Below are 16127 nucleotides of genomic sequence, written 5' to 3'. Positions count from 1 at the left end.
GGGGTGGCCCCGTCGCCGTTGAAGGTGACCGTCGCACCCGGAACGGGCACGCCGTTGCACAGCACCACCGCGGACACGACGGTGGGCTGGCCGGCGATTATCGGGCCGACCACCGGCTGGATGATGACCACCGAACAGGTCGGCGGCGCCGGCACGGTGACGGTGATCGGCGCGAAGGTGCAGGCCGCACAGGTGCCGGCGGCGGGGGTGAAGCTGACCCCCACCGCCTGGCCGGCCGTCAGCGACAGTCCCAGACTGACCGGACCGACCACGCCGTTGACCACCGGGGCGGTGACCGTGGCCCCGCCCGGCAGGGTGTAGGTCAGGGTGCCGTTGACGGAAGTCAGGCCGGCGCTGCAGGTCAGGGTGGTCTGGGCGGTCACGAGGCCGCCGACGGCGATCGACAGCGTCGTGGAGATGGTCCCGGCCGGCGCCGCGTTGACGGTGACCGTGCCGCTGTCGGCCCCGACCACCGTGTTGACGGCATTCAGGTAGGTCACCAGGACCAGCTGCGCGCCGGAGCCGACAGCCGTGAACGTCGCCGGTCCGGCGGCGCCGGCGACCACCGGCAGCGACTGCGGGGCGGCGCCGTCATAGAAGAAGACAGCGGTGACGGCCCCCGCGGGCGCGCCGGTGGCCGTGGCGGTGAAGGCGGAACACGCCGCCACGGGGGTGGGAACGATGGTTACTGCCATGTGAGCAGCCCCTTGAGTGAGTCGGGAGTGGGGCTGCCCGAACACGGCCGCGCCAGATGGTACGGCCGACGAATTCCACCTGTCAGGGTGCCCGTGCATGGGGACGGTGACCCGTCAAGCGATCACCACCCCGACGCCCCGACAGGGGAATGGGCACCCCACAGTCGGTCACTGCCATTACAACTACACCGGCCGGCCAAGGCCATACCCCCCCGATCGAATAACCTGTATGGACCAACGTTCGGAACACCACCACACCCAACAGTCGCTCCGACCACGGAACTTGCACCGCACGGGGCGCACTGTACGACTCCGCACGCCCCGTTCCCGCCACACTGACCGCCTGCCGGAGCGGTACGCCGGCAGTTGCCGGCGGGGACGAGCGGCGATCAACCCGGCCATGTACTCCAGCGCCCGCCCTCGCGGCTCCGATCTGGTGAAACGCGACGCAGAGCGGGCATGCAACCCCGCCACCGCCGCCTTCCACTCCTCGACCTGCCCCACCCCAAGATCAATCGCCCGCCAAGTCAATCATGATCAAGTGCGGTTGCAGTATTAGTACTCCAGTGAGAGTTCTGCATTTGCCCTGGTCAACGGCCTGGTGGCGGGGAGTGTAGCGGGACTTCCGCGTGGGCGGAACGGCTTGTGACGGCGAGCGGCGGGGCGGGCGCCGGGGCTCCACCGGAGGCGTCCGCCGCCGCCCCGCGAGCCTGCGGGCCTGTCACGGCCCGGGCTGCGTCCAGTTCTTCGTCAAGGACCATCCGCGCCGCGAGTGGTGCGGCCCCGGCTGCGGCAACCGCGCCCGCGCCGCCCGCCACTACCACCGCCAGCGCGGCCACTCGGCGTAGCGCCCGCGAACGGCAACGCGCCCCGGAGGGGCGGTCCCTCCGGGGCGCGGTCATGCCGACCGGCCGTCAGTCGATGTCGATAGCCCGGCTGCTGGTCGGCAGGGTCCGGCCGGGCACCTTCGGTCGGACGCCTCCGGAGTGTCAGGCGCCCTGGGTGCGGGCGCGGTGGGCGGCGGTCCTGACGCGGTTCTGGCAGGCGGTGGAGAAGAAGCGGCGGGTGCCGTTGCGCGAGACGTCGACGTGGACGCGGTCGCAGACAGGGGCGGAGCACAGACCGAGGCGGGAGGCGAACCGGCTGCCCAGGGCGGTGGCGGAGGCCCGGGGTGAGGCAGGACCGGCCGCGCCCTCGGCCTCCTCGGCCTGGCGGGGGCCGTCGGATCGCCCCTCGGCGCAGGCCTCGGTACCCACCTGCTCCAGTCCCTGCACGGCGGCCCCGGCCCTGGCTCACCATCACCGCGACCGCCATCCTGGCCGCCAGCGCCTGCCTCCTCCTCCCGCGTACGGCCCGCTGACCCGTCCACGGCGACCGGGCCGAGGGCTACAGGGGGTTGCCGTTGGCGGCGAGGCGGGCGCTCATCTCCGCGTAGGCGCGCCGGGAGCGGGCGTTGGCCGGGTCGTGGACGAGCCGGAGGTAGTCGTAGAGGACCTGCACGCACTTGTCCCGGGTGGGGTAGGACGCGTCGGAGGCCAGCTCAAGGCTGTCGGTGATCTCCATCAGCCTCCCGTCGGCCGCGGCGTACGTCGGGTGCCAGACGAGCCGCACCGCCGGGTTGAGCGCCATGACCACGCGCAGTTGCGGGACCTCCTGCGCGATGAGGACGCTGTCGGGGTCGTAAGCCCGCAGGAAGATGTGGACGGGGCCGCGGGCGCGGCTCACGAACGCCTTGGACAGGACGTTCCACATCGGCGTCTTGAGCTTCCAGTCCGAGGTCAGGGTCAGCTTGTCGACCACGCCGCCGAAGGGGGTGGACTCCAGCGGGGTGTGGCCCTTGGCGCGGGCGTAGTCGCTGACCTCCCGGCCGCCCGACCAGAGGGCCAGCGTCGGTGTGTCGATCTGCAGGTAGTCGCCGACGACCTTGACCAGCTCCTGGTACCAGCTGTTCGACGCGCGGTGGTCGCGCTGTTCCTGGCGTTCGGTGAACCTCGCCGTGGCCTCGTCGTTGAGCTGTCCCTGTTCGGCGATGCCGCCGAGGACGAGCTGCCAGGCAACGTCCGTGACATCGTCGGGGAAGCCGGCCCGGGCCATCATGTCGCGGAACGCGCCCCACTCGCCGTGCACGGTGGGATCGGCGGCGTGCCGCCGCGCCTCCTCCCCGCCCCCGGGATCCTCCTGACGCTGCAGTCGGCGCGTCACCGCCGCGTTGCCCACCGTCCGCTGGAGGGCCGCGAGTTCGGCGGGGCGTGGCGCCCTCCCGGCGGCGGGCTCCGGGGTCGCACCCTGCGCACGCCTCCGCGGAGCTGCCTCAGCTGCCGGCCGCACCGCGGGGGTCACTGTCCTTCGCACGCTCCCCAGCCCTTCCCCGCCGCCGCCCGGCCCCGAAAGCCCCGAAAGCCCGAGGCTAGGCCCTCCGCTCGGCTCCCGCGAGGGCCGAAAGGGCAGTCAGGGGGCACCGACCGAGGGAGACGTGGACGCCCCGGACCAGCCGGCGAATCCGCTCTACGGCAAGTGGGACATCGCCCGGGAGGGTGCGACCGCACAGAGCCGGTCCACATGTTCTGAGCACTGCTCGGTATCCGGGTGGGATGGGTTCCACCAGGACCGCTTCCGGGCCCGCACCGCCGACCGTCACCCCGGCGCCTTTCCGACTGTTACATGACAGTGACGTTCCGTGCACAACCGGTGGCGTCGAGTGAGGCGTCCCACCGGATGACAGCGCCCGAATCGCGCCGACCGTGTCTTCGGGCCGAACGACCACCTCCCCTGAAAGGGGTGCACCTGTGATCGTCTCCAAGCGGAACTCCCTGCGCCTGGCCGCCGTCGCCACCCTCAGCGCGCTTGTCCTCGGGGCGGCGGGCACCGCCATGGCGGCCGCCCCGCCCGTCTCCGTCGCGTCCGCCCCGGCCGTCTCCGCGGCCTCCGCCGTCTCCGCCGTCTCCGCCGGCATCACCGCCAAGCCGTCGGTCACGTCCGTCCAGGCCTGGCAGCTGTTCCGTGTCACCGGCACCACCACCGGCCTCAAGGCCGGAAGCACGGTGACCCTGCAGCAGAAGCAGCACGGCACGTGGGTCACCCTGCCGGCCTCCGTGCACACGACCCGCAACGGCTCCTACACCCTCGGCGTGAAGCTCGGCATCAAGGGCCTGAACGAGTTGCGCATCATCAGCGGGAACACCGCCTCTCCCGTGTTCACCGTGACCGTGCGCTGACCCACGGCCCACAACCCCGCACACCCGACGGCCCGCCACGTGCACTGTCCTTGCACGCGGCGGGCCGCCATCGGCCGGTGCCACCGTCATTGACGGTACGGGCCCGTCAGGGGAAAGGGTCGGCGGAGCGGACCCGGACAACGCCGAGATCTTCGCCACCGACCTGATCACGAAACTCGGCGAACTGCCCGCAGACGACCCGGAGCACCGCTCTCTCGGCGGCCGCTTCACGCAGGCCAGGCCCTGACCGCCGACACACCCGCGGCCCGGGCGTGATCGGGTCCCGTGGCCGCACAACGGCGCCCACCCGGGCCCCGCGGGCGAGGACGATCCGTATCCTCCTCAACTTCGGCCACGGCTTCGCCTTCGTCAGCCCGGACCACCAGGAGGGCCGCTCCTTCCGGGAGTGCTCGTCAGCGCGGCCCGCCCCGGTGCTCAGGCTGTCGAAGGGCGGCCCGTCACTGCGACCGCAGGTTCAGGACGAGGTCGCGGGGCAGGCCGTGGGTGTCGTGGAGGTAGTGGAGGTCGTCCTCGCTGAGCGGGCCGCGGAAACGGGGGCGGGACAGCACCTGCCGGCCGCGCTCCAGGAGGCGGCCGAACCGGTGCTCCTCGTCGAGCAGCACCTCGCGCACGGACTCCGGGTCCACGTCCTGGCGGAAGTGGTCCAGGGTGTGCCGGACCAACTCGTTCGGCAGGTCGCCGAGTCCGCGCTGCGGGTCGTCCCGGCGGAGCACGGTGAGCACCCGGCGCACCAGGCGGCGCAGCACGTAGCCGCGGCCGGTGTTGGACGGGCGGACGCCGTCGCCGATGACGACGATGGCCGAGCGCAGATGGTCGCAGACCAGGCGCATTGACGGTTCGTCCAGCTGCCACAGGGTCGGGACGAGGTGGCGCCAGGGGGCGAAGACGTCGCATTCGAAGACCGACGACCGGCCCTGCAGCAGCGAGGAGAGCCGTTCCAGGCCGAGGCCGGTGTCGATGTTGCGCTGCGGGAGCGGGACGAGCGAACCGTCGTCGAGCCGCCGGTGGCGCATCATCACGTGGTTCCACACCTCCACCCAACGGTCGTCGTGGGTGGGGGTCGACTCCGGCGGGGTGTCGCCGGTCCACAGGAAGATCTCCGAGTCGGGGCCGCAGGGGCCGGTCGGTCCGTTGGACCACCAGTTGTCCTCGACGGTGAGCTCGACCGGCACACCGCGGTCCTGCCACAGCTCCAGGGAGGCGGTGTCCGGGCCGACCCGGTCGTCCCCGCCGAAGACGGTGACGTGGAGCAGGCCGGGATCGACGCCGAACCCGTCGGTGAGCAGTCCGTAGCCCCAGTCGAGGCTCTGCGGGCCCTCGTAGTCGCCGAGCGACCAGGTGCCGAGCATCTCGAAGACGGTGAGGTGGGTGCGGTCGCCGACCTCGTCGAGGTCCGTGGTGCGTAGGCAACGCTGCACGTTGACCAGCCGCCTGCCGAGCGGGTGCGGGTGCCCTTCCAGATAGGGCGTGAGGGGGTGCATGCCCGAGGTGGTGAACAGCACCGGGTCGCCGGGCGGGGGCAGCAGGGTCGAGCCGGTGATCCGGCGGTGGCCGCGCTCCTCGAAGTACTCGATGAAGGTACGGACGAGCTGGTCGGTGTTCATGAGGGTGGCTCCTTCGCGTGTGCGCCAGGGGAGGAGGCACCGGACAACGAGTCCACGCGATCAACGGAACCAAGGAGAGAACGCCTCGAAACCACCACCGGCGGACCGTTTCCGGTCGCCGGGGAAGAAGGACGTCGTCAGGCGGCGGCAACCGGCGAGCTGGTCGCTCGCGCGGCTGCGGTGATGCATCGGTCCATGACGTCCATGCCTCCGACGCTAACGCCACGGGCGCACCCCGTGCCACACAATTTCACGGGCAGTCGCCGGCCCGGTCCCGGCGGATCGGGATTCTCCGCCGCCGAGGTGACTGACCGTGCGCCGGACCACGCCGAGGTAGAGGCAGCGAGCGTCGAGACGGACGGCCGAGGGCCGGCACGCGGTCGGCCGGGCCCTGCGGTGTGGCGGCTGCCGCGTGCCCTGAGCTCGTACGGCGGCCAGAGCCCCTGCCCGGGCGGCGGGGGCTCCCCGCTTCTGCGGTGGGCCGTCAGGTTGTCGGGGAGGTGGGGGCTTCGGGGGCGACGACGAGGGTGATCTTGCTGCGGGTGCGACCCGACTCGCTGACGGCGTGCTTGAGGACCCTGGTCCGCACCCGCCGCAGCCCGCGGCACGAGCCCGCCCACGTCACCTTCCTCGCCGAACTGCCCCTCACCGACGCCGGAAAGCCCTCCTGCGCCAGCAGGCGGCCGCGCGGTGACGCAGGCGACGTAGCGGCCGTCCCCGCTGATCGAGGCGCTCATGGCGTCGCGGCCGCTCAGGTCCCCGGTGCTGGGCAGGCCGCCTTCGGTGACCAGCGCGATGAGGGAGGCCGGGCTTCGGGTCCAGGGCCACGTCAGCACCTCCGTCTCCCGCTGCCGCCCGGCTTCCGTCGATCCTCGTTCCCGCTGGTCGCCCAGCGCGCTCGGGCGGGCACCCGAGGCCGTCGCCGGGTTGCCACCGACCCCGGGCGCGGCCATCGGCCGTGACGTCGAAGGCGGCAGGCGGCACGGCACCACCGCAGGCACGCCCACACCCGCCGCCGTCAGCTGCCCTCCGGCGACGGCCGGGGACCGGTCGCGGCAGCGAGGTCCTCGACGAACCGCTTGAAGCCGCGCAGGTCGCCGCGTACCTGGAGGCCGAGCACGCCCAGCTTGTCGGCGGCCTTCTCAGCCAGGCCGGTGGGCTGGAAGACCATGGTCATCCTCACCCGGGTCCGGGTCGCGCCGAGCGGCTCGAACTCGACCGTGCCGGTGTGCTTCACGCTCTCGCCGGTGGTGCGCCAGGCGACCCGCTCATCGGGTACCCGCTCGACGACCTCGGTCTCGAACTCCCGGGACAGCCCGGCGATCCTGGTCCGCCAGTGGGCACGGCGGTCGTCCAGCTGCCTGACCTCCTCCACGCCGTCCATGAACTTCGGGAAGTCCTCGAAGGTCGCCCACTGCTCGTAGACGACGCGGACGGGCACGTCCACGTCGATCGACTCCTCCACCGTGCTCATTAGCCGCACCTCTCCACGCCGTCCCGTCGGCCGACCCGCCGAGCGGCTGCCGAAAAGGGGCGAATGCGCAGGCGGTGTCCCTGCCAATCTGGGCCGTGTGCCGGGTGGCGGCAACCGGTGCACCCCCGGCCTTCCGGGCCGCGCGCAGCCGAGCTCGGACATCGGCCCCCGCCTGATCGACCTGGCGTCCTTAGGCTGGGATCCGCTCGTTCCGAGCGACACAGGCCTGGAGATCGGTGCGACCTGCACCATCCGCGACCTGCAGGCCTTCGAGCCGCCGCGTGACCGGACCGCGGGCACCCTCCTCGCCACGGGCTGCGACCTCGAGGCCGGGTACGCGCTGTGGGCTCCCGACGGGTCGACCCGCGTCGTCGATGCCCTCGACTTCGTGACCGGTAACAACCGCAACACCCTCGCACCCGGCGAACTCCTGCGCCGCATCAAGATTCCGGCGAGCGCCCTGCGGAAACGCACCGTGCACCGCCACTTCACGCTGACCCACCTCGGCCGTTCGACGGTCTTCCTCATCGGCACCCAGACGCCCGGGACGAACGACCTGCTGCTCACCGTCACCGCCGGTACCACGCGGCCGGTGCGGATCGCCTTCGACAGCATGCCCGACGCACGGACTCTTCAGCACAGCATCGATGTCATCCCCGCCGACGTCTGGTTCGCCGATCCGAACGGGACCCCCGAACACCGGCGCCACCTGACCAAGCACTTCACCGAGGAAATTCGTCACGAACTCATGGCGGGGGCCCGGCATGACCTCCATCGTGAACGGCAGGAGCTTCGACGAAGAGCCGGAACCCGGTCAGTGCCTGCGCACCCTCCTCCGCTCGATCGGTCACTTCGGCGTCAAGAAGGGGTGCGACGCGGGCGATTGCGGCGCGTGCACGGTGTGGCTGGACGGCGATCCGGTGCACAGCTGCATCACCCCCGCGTTCCGCGCGGACGGTCACGAGGTGACGCCCTACCTCGTCACGACCCAGTTCTGGACACTGCCGTGACCCTCAGGAGGGGACCGGGCCGAGGCATCCGGCACCGCTGGTCCGTCAGGGGGATATCCGTCAGGCCGTCGGCGCAGGGGCTGTGGCGGCCCGGACGCGGTCCAGAGCGCAGCTGGTAGGACCGCTGGTGCGAGCTGGCCCGGTAGGCAGGGCGTCTCGCACCGCATTGGCCGGGCTGCCGACGGAACGGAGGCATGATGAGGCTTGTCGTTGATCTCAACCGGTGCCAGGGGTACGCACAGTGCGCGTTCCTGGCGCCGGACGTGTTCACCATGCACGGTGACGAGGCTTTGATGTACGACCCCATGCCCGACGCCGCCCAGCGGGAGCACGCGCTGCGGGCCGCGGAGGCATGCCCCGTCAAGGCCATCACCGTGGAGTGCCTGGACGGAGCACCGGCCGGCGGGAAAGCGGGTGTACCCCATGTCGGTTGACGGTTCCCTGGAGAAGCTCAGGCGGGAGGGGCACATCGTCATCGTGGGTGCCTCCCTCGCCGGTCTTCGGGCCGCCGAGACGCTCCGCGAGGAGGGTTTCACCGGCACGCTGACCATGATCGGTGACGAGCCCTACGAGCCGTACGACCGGCCGCCGCTGTCCAAGCAGGTGCTGCTGGGCCGGGTGCCCGCCGACGGCACGCTGCTGCCCCGGCGCCGGGCGCTGGACGCGCGGTGGCGGCTCGGGGTCGCGGCCACCGGACTGGACCCGGCGGCCAAGGTGGTGCGCCTGGCCGACGGCGACTCGGTGGAGTACGACCGGCTGCTGATCACGACAGGGGTCCGCGCCCGTCCCTGGGCGCACGAGCTGGAGGCCGAGCTGGACGGGGTCTTCCTGCTGCGCACCAGCGACGACGCCGCCCGCTTGCACCGCCGCCTGGGCGCCGGGCCGCGCCGGGTGCTGGTGATCGGTGCGGGGTTCACCGGCTCGGAGATCGCCTCCGCCTGCCGGGAGCGGGGGCTGGAGGTGACCGTCGCGGAGCGCGGCGCGGCGCCCCTGGTGGGTGCGCTCGGCGGCGTGGTCGGCGAGGTGGCCGCCCAGTTGCAGCGCGAGCACGGCGTGGACCTGCGGTGCGGTGTGACGGTGACCGGTCTGGAGGGGGACTCCGCCGGGCGGCTCAGGCGTGCGCACTTCTCCGACGGCAGCGACATCGAGGCCGAGGTGGCGGTCGTCTGCCTGGGTGCGACGCGCAACACCGAGTGGCTCGCCGGCTCGGGTCTGGGCGCCGGCCCGCGCGGTATCGCCTGCGACGCCGGCTGCCGGGCCTTCGACGTGCGGGGCATCGTCACCGACGACATCTTCGTCGCCGGTGACGTCGCACGCTCCCCCCACCCGCTGTTCGGCTACCAGTTCCTCTCCCTGGAGCACTGGGGCAACGCGGTGGCGCAGGCCGAGGTCGCGGCCCACAACATGATCAGCGCCAGCGCGGACCGCCGCCCGCACGTGTGGACGCCGTACTTCTGGTCCGCCCAGTTCGGCATCAACATCAAGTCCGTCGGCGTTCCGCCGATGGCCGACGAGATCATCGTCACCCAGGGCTCGCTGGCCGACCGCCGTTTCACCGCGGTCTACGGCTACCAGGGCCGCATCATTGCCGCCGTCACCTTCGACCAGGCGAAATGGCTGGAGTTCTACCAGCGGCAGATCGAACAGGCCGCCCTCTTCCCGCCCGAGTACCCCACCGTCGACCGGCGCCCCGAGGGCATGCAGCCCGTGCCGGCCCGGTTCCCCGACCCCTCGCTCCCCAGCCACGGTCCGACCGTCACCATCAGCGGCTACTCGCCGACCGACCAGCGCCTCACGTTCACCCCCGCACACGCCTGACCGAGGCCTGCCACCACGGGCGGCCCTCGGCCGACGAATCCGGAAGGAAACCGCCAATGACGTCGGTCGCGCTCCTGCGCCAGATCACCGACTACGCCAACCGCGCCGACCCCTACCCCCTGTACGCCGAGCTCCGCAGGACCCCGGTGGTCCGGGACGAGGACGGCCCCTACCTGGTCAGCACCTACTGGGAGATCCGCAGCCTGCTCCACGACCCCCGGCTCAGCTCCGATCTGCGCAACCTGAACCCCGAGGCCGCCAAGCTCGTCGGCCGGGAGGAGAACCCGGACCTCCCCCCTCCGTTCCTCAGGGTCGACCCGCCCGAGCACGACCGGCTGCGCCGACTCGCGATGCGGCCGTTCGGGCCGCCGCACACCCCGAGGCGCGTGTACGAGATGCGCGGCGAGCTCGGCGAGATCGTGTCCGAGCTGATCGACGGCTTCGGGGACCGGGACCGGATCGACCTGGTCGACAACTTCTCCTATCCCTTCCCGGTCACGGTGATCTGCCGCCTGCTGGGGATTCCCCGCGAGGACGAACCCCGCTTCCACGGATGGGCCGACACGATCGCCGCCAGCGTCGACCCCGTCCGCGGCTCGGCCGAAGAACGCGAGGCGCAGAAACAGGCCGTCCGGCAGGCGCAGACCGACCTCGCCGCCTACCTCGCCGAGCTGATCGAGGACCGCCGTCGCTCGCCCCGCGACGACATGATCTCCGCGATGGCCACCGGCCAGGGACCGGACGACCGGATGTCCCCGGTGGAGATCGTCAGCACCTCGATCCTGCTGCTGATCGCCGGCCACGAGACCACGGTCAACCTCATCACCAACGGCATGCTCACCCTGCTGCGCAACCCCGACGTCCTGAAGCGGCTCCGTGAGGACCAGGACCTGATCGCCCCGCTGGTGGAGGAACTGCTGCGCTTCGAACCGCCGGTGCACCTGCTGCCCCAGAAGACCACGCTGACCGACATCGACATCGCGGGGACCACCATCCCCAAGGGCGCTCAGGTCTGGCTGGTGCTCGCCTCCGGCAACCGGGACCCGCAACGCTTTCCGGACCCCGACCGGTTCATCCCCGACCGGCCCGACAACCAGCACCTGGGATTCAGCAGCGGCATCCACAACTGCTTCGGCTCCCCCCTCGCCCGGCTGGAGGCGCAGATCGCGCTGACCGAGCTGGTCCGCCGGCTCGACAACCCCCGCCTGGTCGAGGATCCGCCCCCGTACCGCCAGAACGCGGTCCTGCGCGGCCCCCGGCACCTGGGCATCGCCTTCGACGGCCTCAAGCCGTAAGCCACGGTGCCCCGGCACGCCGCCGCCGAACGCCCACAGCTCGGCTACCGTCGGCGGGTCCGTCCATCTCCATGTCGGGAGAGCGATGCCCGGTATCCGCAGGTCCCGCTCACGGCGGCTGACCGCCGCTGCAGGCCTGTTCGTGCTCGCGTCGGGCCTGACGGGATGCGGGAGCAGTGGGCAGAGCGGGCCGGCCACGTTGAACTGGTACAACTTCCCGGATGATTCGGGTGCGCTCCAGCAGGCGGCCGACCGCTGTAGCCGGCAGTCCGGTGGCCGATACACCATCAAGTACAACAAGCTGCCGCGCGGCGCCGACGGGCAGCGCCAGCAGCTCGTGCGGCGGATGGCCGCGCACGACGCGGACGTGGACATCCTCGGCCTGGACGTGACCTGGCCGGCGGAGTTCGCGGAGGCCGGCTGGATCCGCGAGTGGACCGGCACGACGAAGAAGCGGGCCACCGCGGACACCCTCGAGGCGGCGGTGCAGACCGCGACCTGGCAGGGGCGCCTGTTCGCGGCACCGTACAACTCCAACACGCAGCTGCTCTGGTACCGGGACGACCTGGTGACGAAGGCACCGGGGACGTGGACGGAGATGCTCGGCCAGGCGGACGCGCTGGCCAGGCAAGGCAAGCCGCACCACGTGGAGATCCAGGGGGCCCAGTACGAGGGCCTGACGGTGTGGTTCAACACCCTGGTCACCAGTGCGGGCGGCTCGATCCTCACCCCGGACGCGCAGGCCCCCTCGCTCGGTCCGCCTGCGGTGCTGGCCGCGCGAGTGATGCACGACACCGCCACGTCGGTGGCCGCCGACCCCTCGCTGCCCAACCAGATGGAGGACCAGAACCGGCTGGCGATGGAGTCGGGGACGGCCGCCTTCGAGCTCAACTACCCGTTCGTCTACCCGTCGATGAAGGCCAATCAGCCCGAGTTGTTCAAGCACCTGCGCTGGGCGCCGTACCCGTCGGTGGTGCCCGGTCGTCCGGCGACCGTCACCATCGGTGGGATCGACCTGGCCGTGGGCGCGTACGGCCGGCACCCGGACCTCGCGTTCGAGGCCACCCTGTGCCTGCGGGACCGCGAGAACCAGCTGACCAACGCGCTGAAGGGCGGCCTGCCACCGTCGCTGCGCAGCCTGTACCAGGCGGCCGAGCTCACCGAGAGCTACCCGTTCGCCGCGGACGTGCTGGCCGCGCTGGACAACGCGAGCGTGCGGCCGCAGACCCCCGCCTATCAGAACGTGTCCATCGCCATCACGCACACCCTCTCGCCACCCGCCGACATCCGTCCGGAGAACACCGTGGCGGACCTGCGCGGGCAGATCGAGGACGCCCTCGGCTCCAAGGGACTGATCCCGTGACACCTGCCACCGCACTCGGCGACCAGGCCGGGAAGAAGACCGCAAAGCTCACCGAGGGCGCCCGCCAGGAGCGTCGGCTGGGCCTGCTGCTGTGCGCGCCCGCGACGGTCGTGATGCTGGCCGTCACCGCCTACCCGATCGCGTACGCGATCTACCTGTCGCTGCAGCGCTACGACCTGCGGTTCCCGCAGCAGGCGCACTGGGTTGGGCTGTCCAACTACGGCGCGGTGCTCAGCTCGCCGTTCTGGCGGCAGGCGCTGTGGGTGACCGTGCTGATCACCCTGGTGTCGGTGGCGATCGAGCTGGTGCTCGGCATGGCACTCGCCCTGGTGATGCACCGCACGGTGTTCGGCCGCGGCACCGTCCGTACCGCGGTGCTGATCCCGTACGGCATCGTCACCGTGGTCGCCGCCTACTCCTGGCAGTACGCCTGGACACCCGGCGTCGGTTACCTCGCCGCGCTCCTGCCGGAGGGCAGCGCCCCGCTGACCGACCAGTGGCAGGCGATCGGCCTGATCATCCTGGCCGAGGTGTGGAAGACCACCCCCTTCATGGCCCTGCTGCTGCTCGCGGGCCTCGCACTGGTGCCCGAGGAGACCGTCCGGGCGGCAATGGTGGACGGTGCGACGTTCTGGCAGCGGCTGCGCCTGGTGGTGCTGCCGCTGATGAAGCCGGCGATCCTGGTCGCCCTGCTGTTCCGCACCCTGGACGCCTTCCGCATCTTCGACAACATCTACGTGCTGACCGGCGGCTCCAACGGCACCGGCTCGGTGTCGATCCTCGGCTACGACAACCTCTTCACCGCCCTGAACCTGGGCATCGGGTCGGCGATCTCGGTGCTGATCTTCCTCTGCGTGGCGGTCATCGCCCTCGTCTTCATCAAGGTCTTCGGCGCCGCCGCGCCGGGCGGCGAACCGGAGCGCCGATGAGCAGCCGCACCCGTACCCTGACCAGCTGGGGCGCCGCCAACCTGATCGTGGTGCTGTACGCGCTGTTCCCGCTATGGTGGATCGTCGCCCTCTCCTTCAAGGACCCGAGCACCCTCAGCGACGGCGACTTCATCCCGCGCGAGTGGACCTGGGAGAACTACCGGGGCATCTTCCAGACCTCGGAGTTCACCCGCGCCCTGGTCAACTCGATCGGCATCTCGGCGATCGCCACCACCATCGCCGTCGTGCTGGGCACCATGGCCGCCTACGCGGTGGCCCGCCTGCGATTCCCCGGCAAGCGGCTGCTGATCGGCGTCTCCCTGCTGATCGCCATGTTCCCGCCGATCTCCCTGGTCTCGCCGCTGTTCAACATCGAGCGCCTGCTCGGCATCTTCGACACCTGGGCCGGCCTGATCATCCCGTACATGACGTTCTCGCTGCCGCTGGCGATCTACACCCTCTCGGCGTTCTTCCGCGAAATCCCGTGGGACCTCGAGAAGGCAGCCAGGGTGGACGGCGCCACACCCTGGCAGGCCTTCCGGCTGGTCATCGCACCGCTGGCCGCCCCAGGAGTGTTCACCACCGGCATCCTCGTCTTCATCTTCTGCTGGAACGACTTCCTGTTCGCCATCTCGCTGACCTCGACCACCTCGGCCAGGACCGTGCCGGCGGCCATCGCCTTCTTCACCGGCAGCTCCCAGTTCCAGCAGCCGACCGGATCCATCGCCGCCGCCGCGGTGGTCATCACCATCCCGATCGTGATCTTCGTCCTGCTGTTCCAGCGCCGCATCGTCGCCGGCCTCACCGCCGGCGCAGTCAAAGGCTGAGCCGCATGACACGCAGTCACCTGCCGGAATTGGCATACCGCCTTGGCGGCGGCCTGCCCATCCCCGACCCGCTACGCGGGCAATCCAATTCCTCCCCGGCCCCAAGACCGGGGCCTCCTTGGAGGCCTCAGATGAGACCGCCCCACCAGGCGGACCAGGAAGGCGAACCGTGGCCGAGATCGTCCTCGACGGCATCACCAAGCGCTACCCCGACGGCGCACTCGCCGTCAAAGACTTCAACCTCACCATCACCGACGGCGAATTCGTCATCCTCGTCGGCCCCTCCGGCTGCGGCAAGTCCACCACCCTCAACATGATCGCCGGACTCGAGGACATCACCGAGGGCACCCTCAGCATCGGCGGACAGATCGTCAACGACCGCGCCCCCAAGGACCGCGACATCGCCATGGTCTTCCAGAGCTACGCGCTCTACCCACACATGAGCGTCCGCGACAACATGGGCTTCGCGCTGCGCCTCGCCAAGGTCGACAAGGCCACCATCGCGGCCAAGGTCGAGGAGGCCGCCCGCATCCTCGACCTGACCGAGCACCTCGACCGCCGACCCGCCAACCTCTCCGGCGGCCAACGCCAGCGGGTCGCGATGGGCCGCGCCATCGTCCGCGACCCCGAAGCCTTCCTGATGGACGAACCGCTGTCCAACCTCGACGCCAAACTCCGCGTCCAGATGCGCACCCAGGTCGCCGCCCTCCAGCGACGCCTGGGCACCACCACCGTCTACGTCACTCACGACCAGGTCGAGGCCATGACCCTCGGCGACCGCGTAGTCGTCATGCGCTCCGGCATCGTCCAACAGGTCGGCTCACCGCAACACCTCTACGACGCACCCGTGAACCTCTTCGTCGCCGGCTTCATCGGCTCCCCCGGCATGAACTTCCTCACCGCCACGCTGGAACAGAACACCGTGCGCACCTCGCTCGGCGACCTCCCCCTCGACGACTGCAAGCGCCGCGCCCTGGAACGGGCCAACGCGCCGCGCGAGGTCATCTTGGGCATCCGCCCCGAGGACTTCGAGGACGCCACCCTCGTCGACGACCACGGCGCGGGCCCCGTCTGCACCGTCACCGTCGACATCCGCGAATCCGTCGGCTCCGACGTGTACGTGCACTTCACCGAGAGCGAGGGGCCCGCCCATTCCGAGGACCTTGCCGAGATCGCCGCCGACTTCGGCCGGGCCGACACCGGTGCCCAGGAGCACCGGGTGGTCGCCCGGCTCAACACCGCCACTCGTGCCACCGAGGGCGCCCACCTGGACCTGTGGATCAACGCACCCCGAATTCACGTCTTCGACCCTCGTAACGGCACCAACCTCATCAGCCCTTGAGCTGACCCACGCAACCCCAGCAGCCCGCGACCGAAGGACGCGACGAGCAGCACCGGGTGCACGGTGAACGGCAGCACCAGGGGTGAGGCGCGTACTGGGGGAGCAGACCCGACAGCCGCCCCGCCCTGCCGTCGCGCCGGCCGGGGGACTGTGGGGGTGTCCTTCGGTACCGTTCCCACGCAGGAGGAGTGTGACGCGGGTCTCGGTCCAGGGAGGTCGCCGGCACCCAGAGCATCGGCGGCAGTTCGGTCAGTAGCCGACAAATCGGACAAACCATGACATAAACCGTGAGCCCGCTCACACGGAAAAAGGTCCACGATGGACGATAGTGGCCGCGCGCCGACGCTGTCCGCGACCCCGATCGCGACATTTGCGCAGCTCAGCAGGGCTGGATGCTGCGCAGTCCGCCTCTGCGGACCGACGCCGTCCGTCCATGAACACGACGGCGGATCGTAGCGAGGGGGTCTTGGCGAGGGTCGATCCGGTCTGGCAACTTGGCATTCGTCGTCAGTCGCACCGGTTCCTGTCCCTGCC

At 70.9% G+C, this 16127-nt stretch carries 13 protein-coding genes and 3 pseudogenes; 11 read left to right on the top strand and 5 right to left on the bottom strand.

From position 1 onward, the window contains the following. Positions 1-695: pseudogene (locus tag ACWC9T_RS13045) on the bottom strand (hypothetical protein); the annotation flags it as partial. A gap of 629 nt (positions 696-1324) precedes the next feature. Between ACWC9T_RS13045 and ACWC9T_RS13040 the strand changes: the two are divergent. After that, the gene (locus ACWC9T_RS13040) at positions 1325-1543 is read left to right on the top strand and encodes a CGNR zinc finger domain-containing protein (protein WP_449821110.1); all 219 of its coding nucleotides are present in this window, start codon (positions 1325-1327) and stop codon (positions 1541-1543) included. A 141-nt stretch (positions 1544-1684) separates the two neighbouring features. On the opposite strand, the gene ACWC9T_RS13035 is transcribed toward ACWC9T_RS13040, so the two are convergent. Together ACWC9T_RS13035 and ACWC9T_RS13030 are read right to left on the bottom strand one after the other, a co-directional pair. Beyond that, positions 1685-1951: a CGNR zinc finger domain-containing protein gene (locus ACWC9T_RS13035; RefSeq protein WP_449821109.1), complete on the bottom strand. Its 267-nt coding sequence runs from the start codon at positions 1949-1951 to the stop codon at positions 1685-1687. Positions 1952-2081: 130 nt separating this feature from the next. After that, a complete protein-coding gene (locus ACWC9T_RS13030) occupies positions 2082-2897 on the bottom strand; it encodes a hypothetical protein (protein WP_449821108.1) in 816 nt (271 codons plus the stop codon). A gap of 584 nt (positions 2898-3481) precedes the next feature. Between ACWC9T_RS13030 and ACWC9T_RS13025 the strand changes: the two genes are divergently transcribed. Continuing rightward, positions 3482-3910, top strand: coding sequence for a hypothetical protein (locus tag ACWC9T_RS13025; protein WP_449821107.1), 429 nt, complete (start codon positions 3482-3484; stop codon positions 3908-3910). 458 nt (positions 3911-4368) lie between these two features. Here the strand turns inward: ACWC9T_RS13025 and ACWC9T_RS13020 are convergent, their stop codons facing one another. Together ACWC9T_RS13020 and ACWC9T_RS13015 are read right to left on the bottom strand one after the other, a co-directional pair. Next, positions 4369-5535 (bottom strand): alanine--tRNA ligase-related protein, encoded by a 1167-nt coding sequence (locus ACWC9T_RS13020; protein ID WP_449821106.1) that lies wholly within the window; start codon positions 5533-5535, stop codon positions 4369-4371. A 1018-nt stretch (positions 5536-6553) separates the two neighbouring features. After that, positions 6554-7009, bottom strand: a complete 456-nt coding sequence (locus ACWC9T_RS13015) for an SRPBCC family protein (protein WP_449821105.1) — start codon at positions 7007-7009, stop codon at positions 6554-6556. A 169-nt stretch (positions 7010-7178) separates the two neighbouring features. Between ACWC9T_RS13015 and ACWC9T_RS13010 the strand changes: the two are divergent. From ACWC9T_RS13010 to ACWC9T_RS12970, 9 genes and pseudogenes are all read left to right on the top strand, one after another. Further along, a pseudogene (locus tag ACWC9T_RS13010) lies at positions 7179-7766 on the top strand (FAD binding domain-containing protein); the annotation flags it as partial. A gap of 7 nt (positions 7767-7773) precedes the next feature. Beyond that, positions 7774-7980, top strand: a pseudogene (locus ACWC9T_RS13005) ((2Fe-2S)-binding protein); the annotation flags it as partial. Between the two features lie 236 nt (positions 7981-8216). Continuing rightward, a complete protein-coding gene (locus tag ACWC9T_RS13000; protein WP_449821104.1) occupies positions 8217-8453 on the top strand; it encodes a ferredoxin in 237 nt (78 codons plus the stop codon). Then, a complete protein-coding gene (locus tag ACWC9T_RS12995) occupies positions 8443-9837 on the top strand; it encodes an NAD(P)/FAD-dependent oxidoreductase (RefSeq protein WP_449821103.1) in 1395 nt (464 codons plus the stop codon). Before ACWC9T_RS13000 ends, ACWC9T_RS12995 begins: the two co-directional genes overlap by 11 nt. A gap of 56 nt (positions 9838-9893) precedes the next feature. After that, a complete protein-coding gene (locus ACWC9T_RS12990; protein ID WP_449821102.1) occupies positions 9894-11132 on the top strand; it encodes a cytochrome P450 in 1239 nt (412 codons plus the stop codon). Between the two features lie 199 nt (positions 11133-11331). Then, positions 11332-12495, top strand: a complete 1164-nt coding sequence (locus ACWC9T_RS12985; RefSeq protein ID WP_449821101.1) for an ABC transporter substrate-binding protein — start codon at positions 11332-11334, stop codon at positions 12493-12495. Then, on the top strand, positions 12492-13424 hold the full coding sequence (locus ACWC9T_RS12980) for a carbohydrate ABC transporter permease (RefSeq protein ID WP_449821100.1): 933 nt from the start codon (positions 12492-12494) through the stop codon (positions 13422-13424). Before ACWC9T_RS12985 ends, ACWC9T_RS12980 begins: the two co-directional genes overlap by 4 nt. Then, positions 13421-14251, top strand: a complete 831-nt coding sequence (locus tag ACWC9T_RS12975; RefSeq protein ID WP_449821099.1) for a carbohydrate ABC transporter permease — start codon at positions 13421-13423, stop codon at positions 14249-14251. Before ACWC9T_RS12980 ends, ACWC9T_RS12975 begins: the two co-directional genes overlap by 4 nt. 169 nt (positions 14252-14420) lie before the next feature. After that, positions 14421-15593, top strand: coding sequence for an ABC transporter ATP-binding protein (locus ACWC9T_RS12970; protein WP_449821098.1), 1173 nt, complete (start codon positions 14421-14423; stop codon positions 15591-15593). The last annotated feature ends 534 nt before the right edge of the window (positions 15594-16127 follow it).

The sequence above is a fragment of the Kitasatospora sp. NPDC001159 genome, assembly GCF_053598235.1.
The sequence above is the reverse complement of the archived record's forward strand: the minus strand, read 5'-3'. Positions and strand labels throughout refer to the sequence as shown.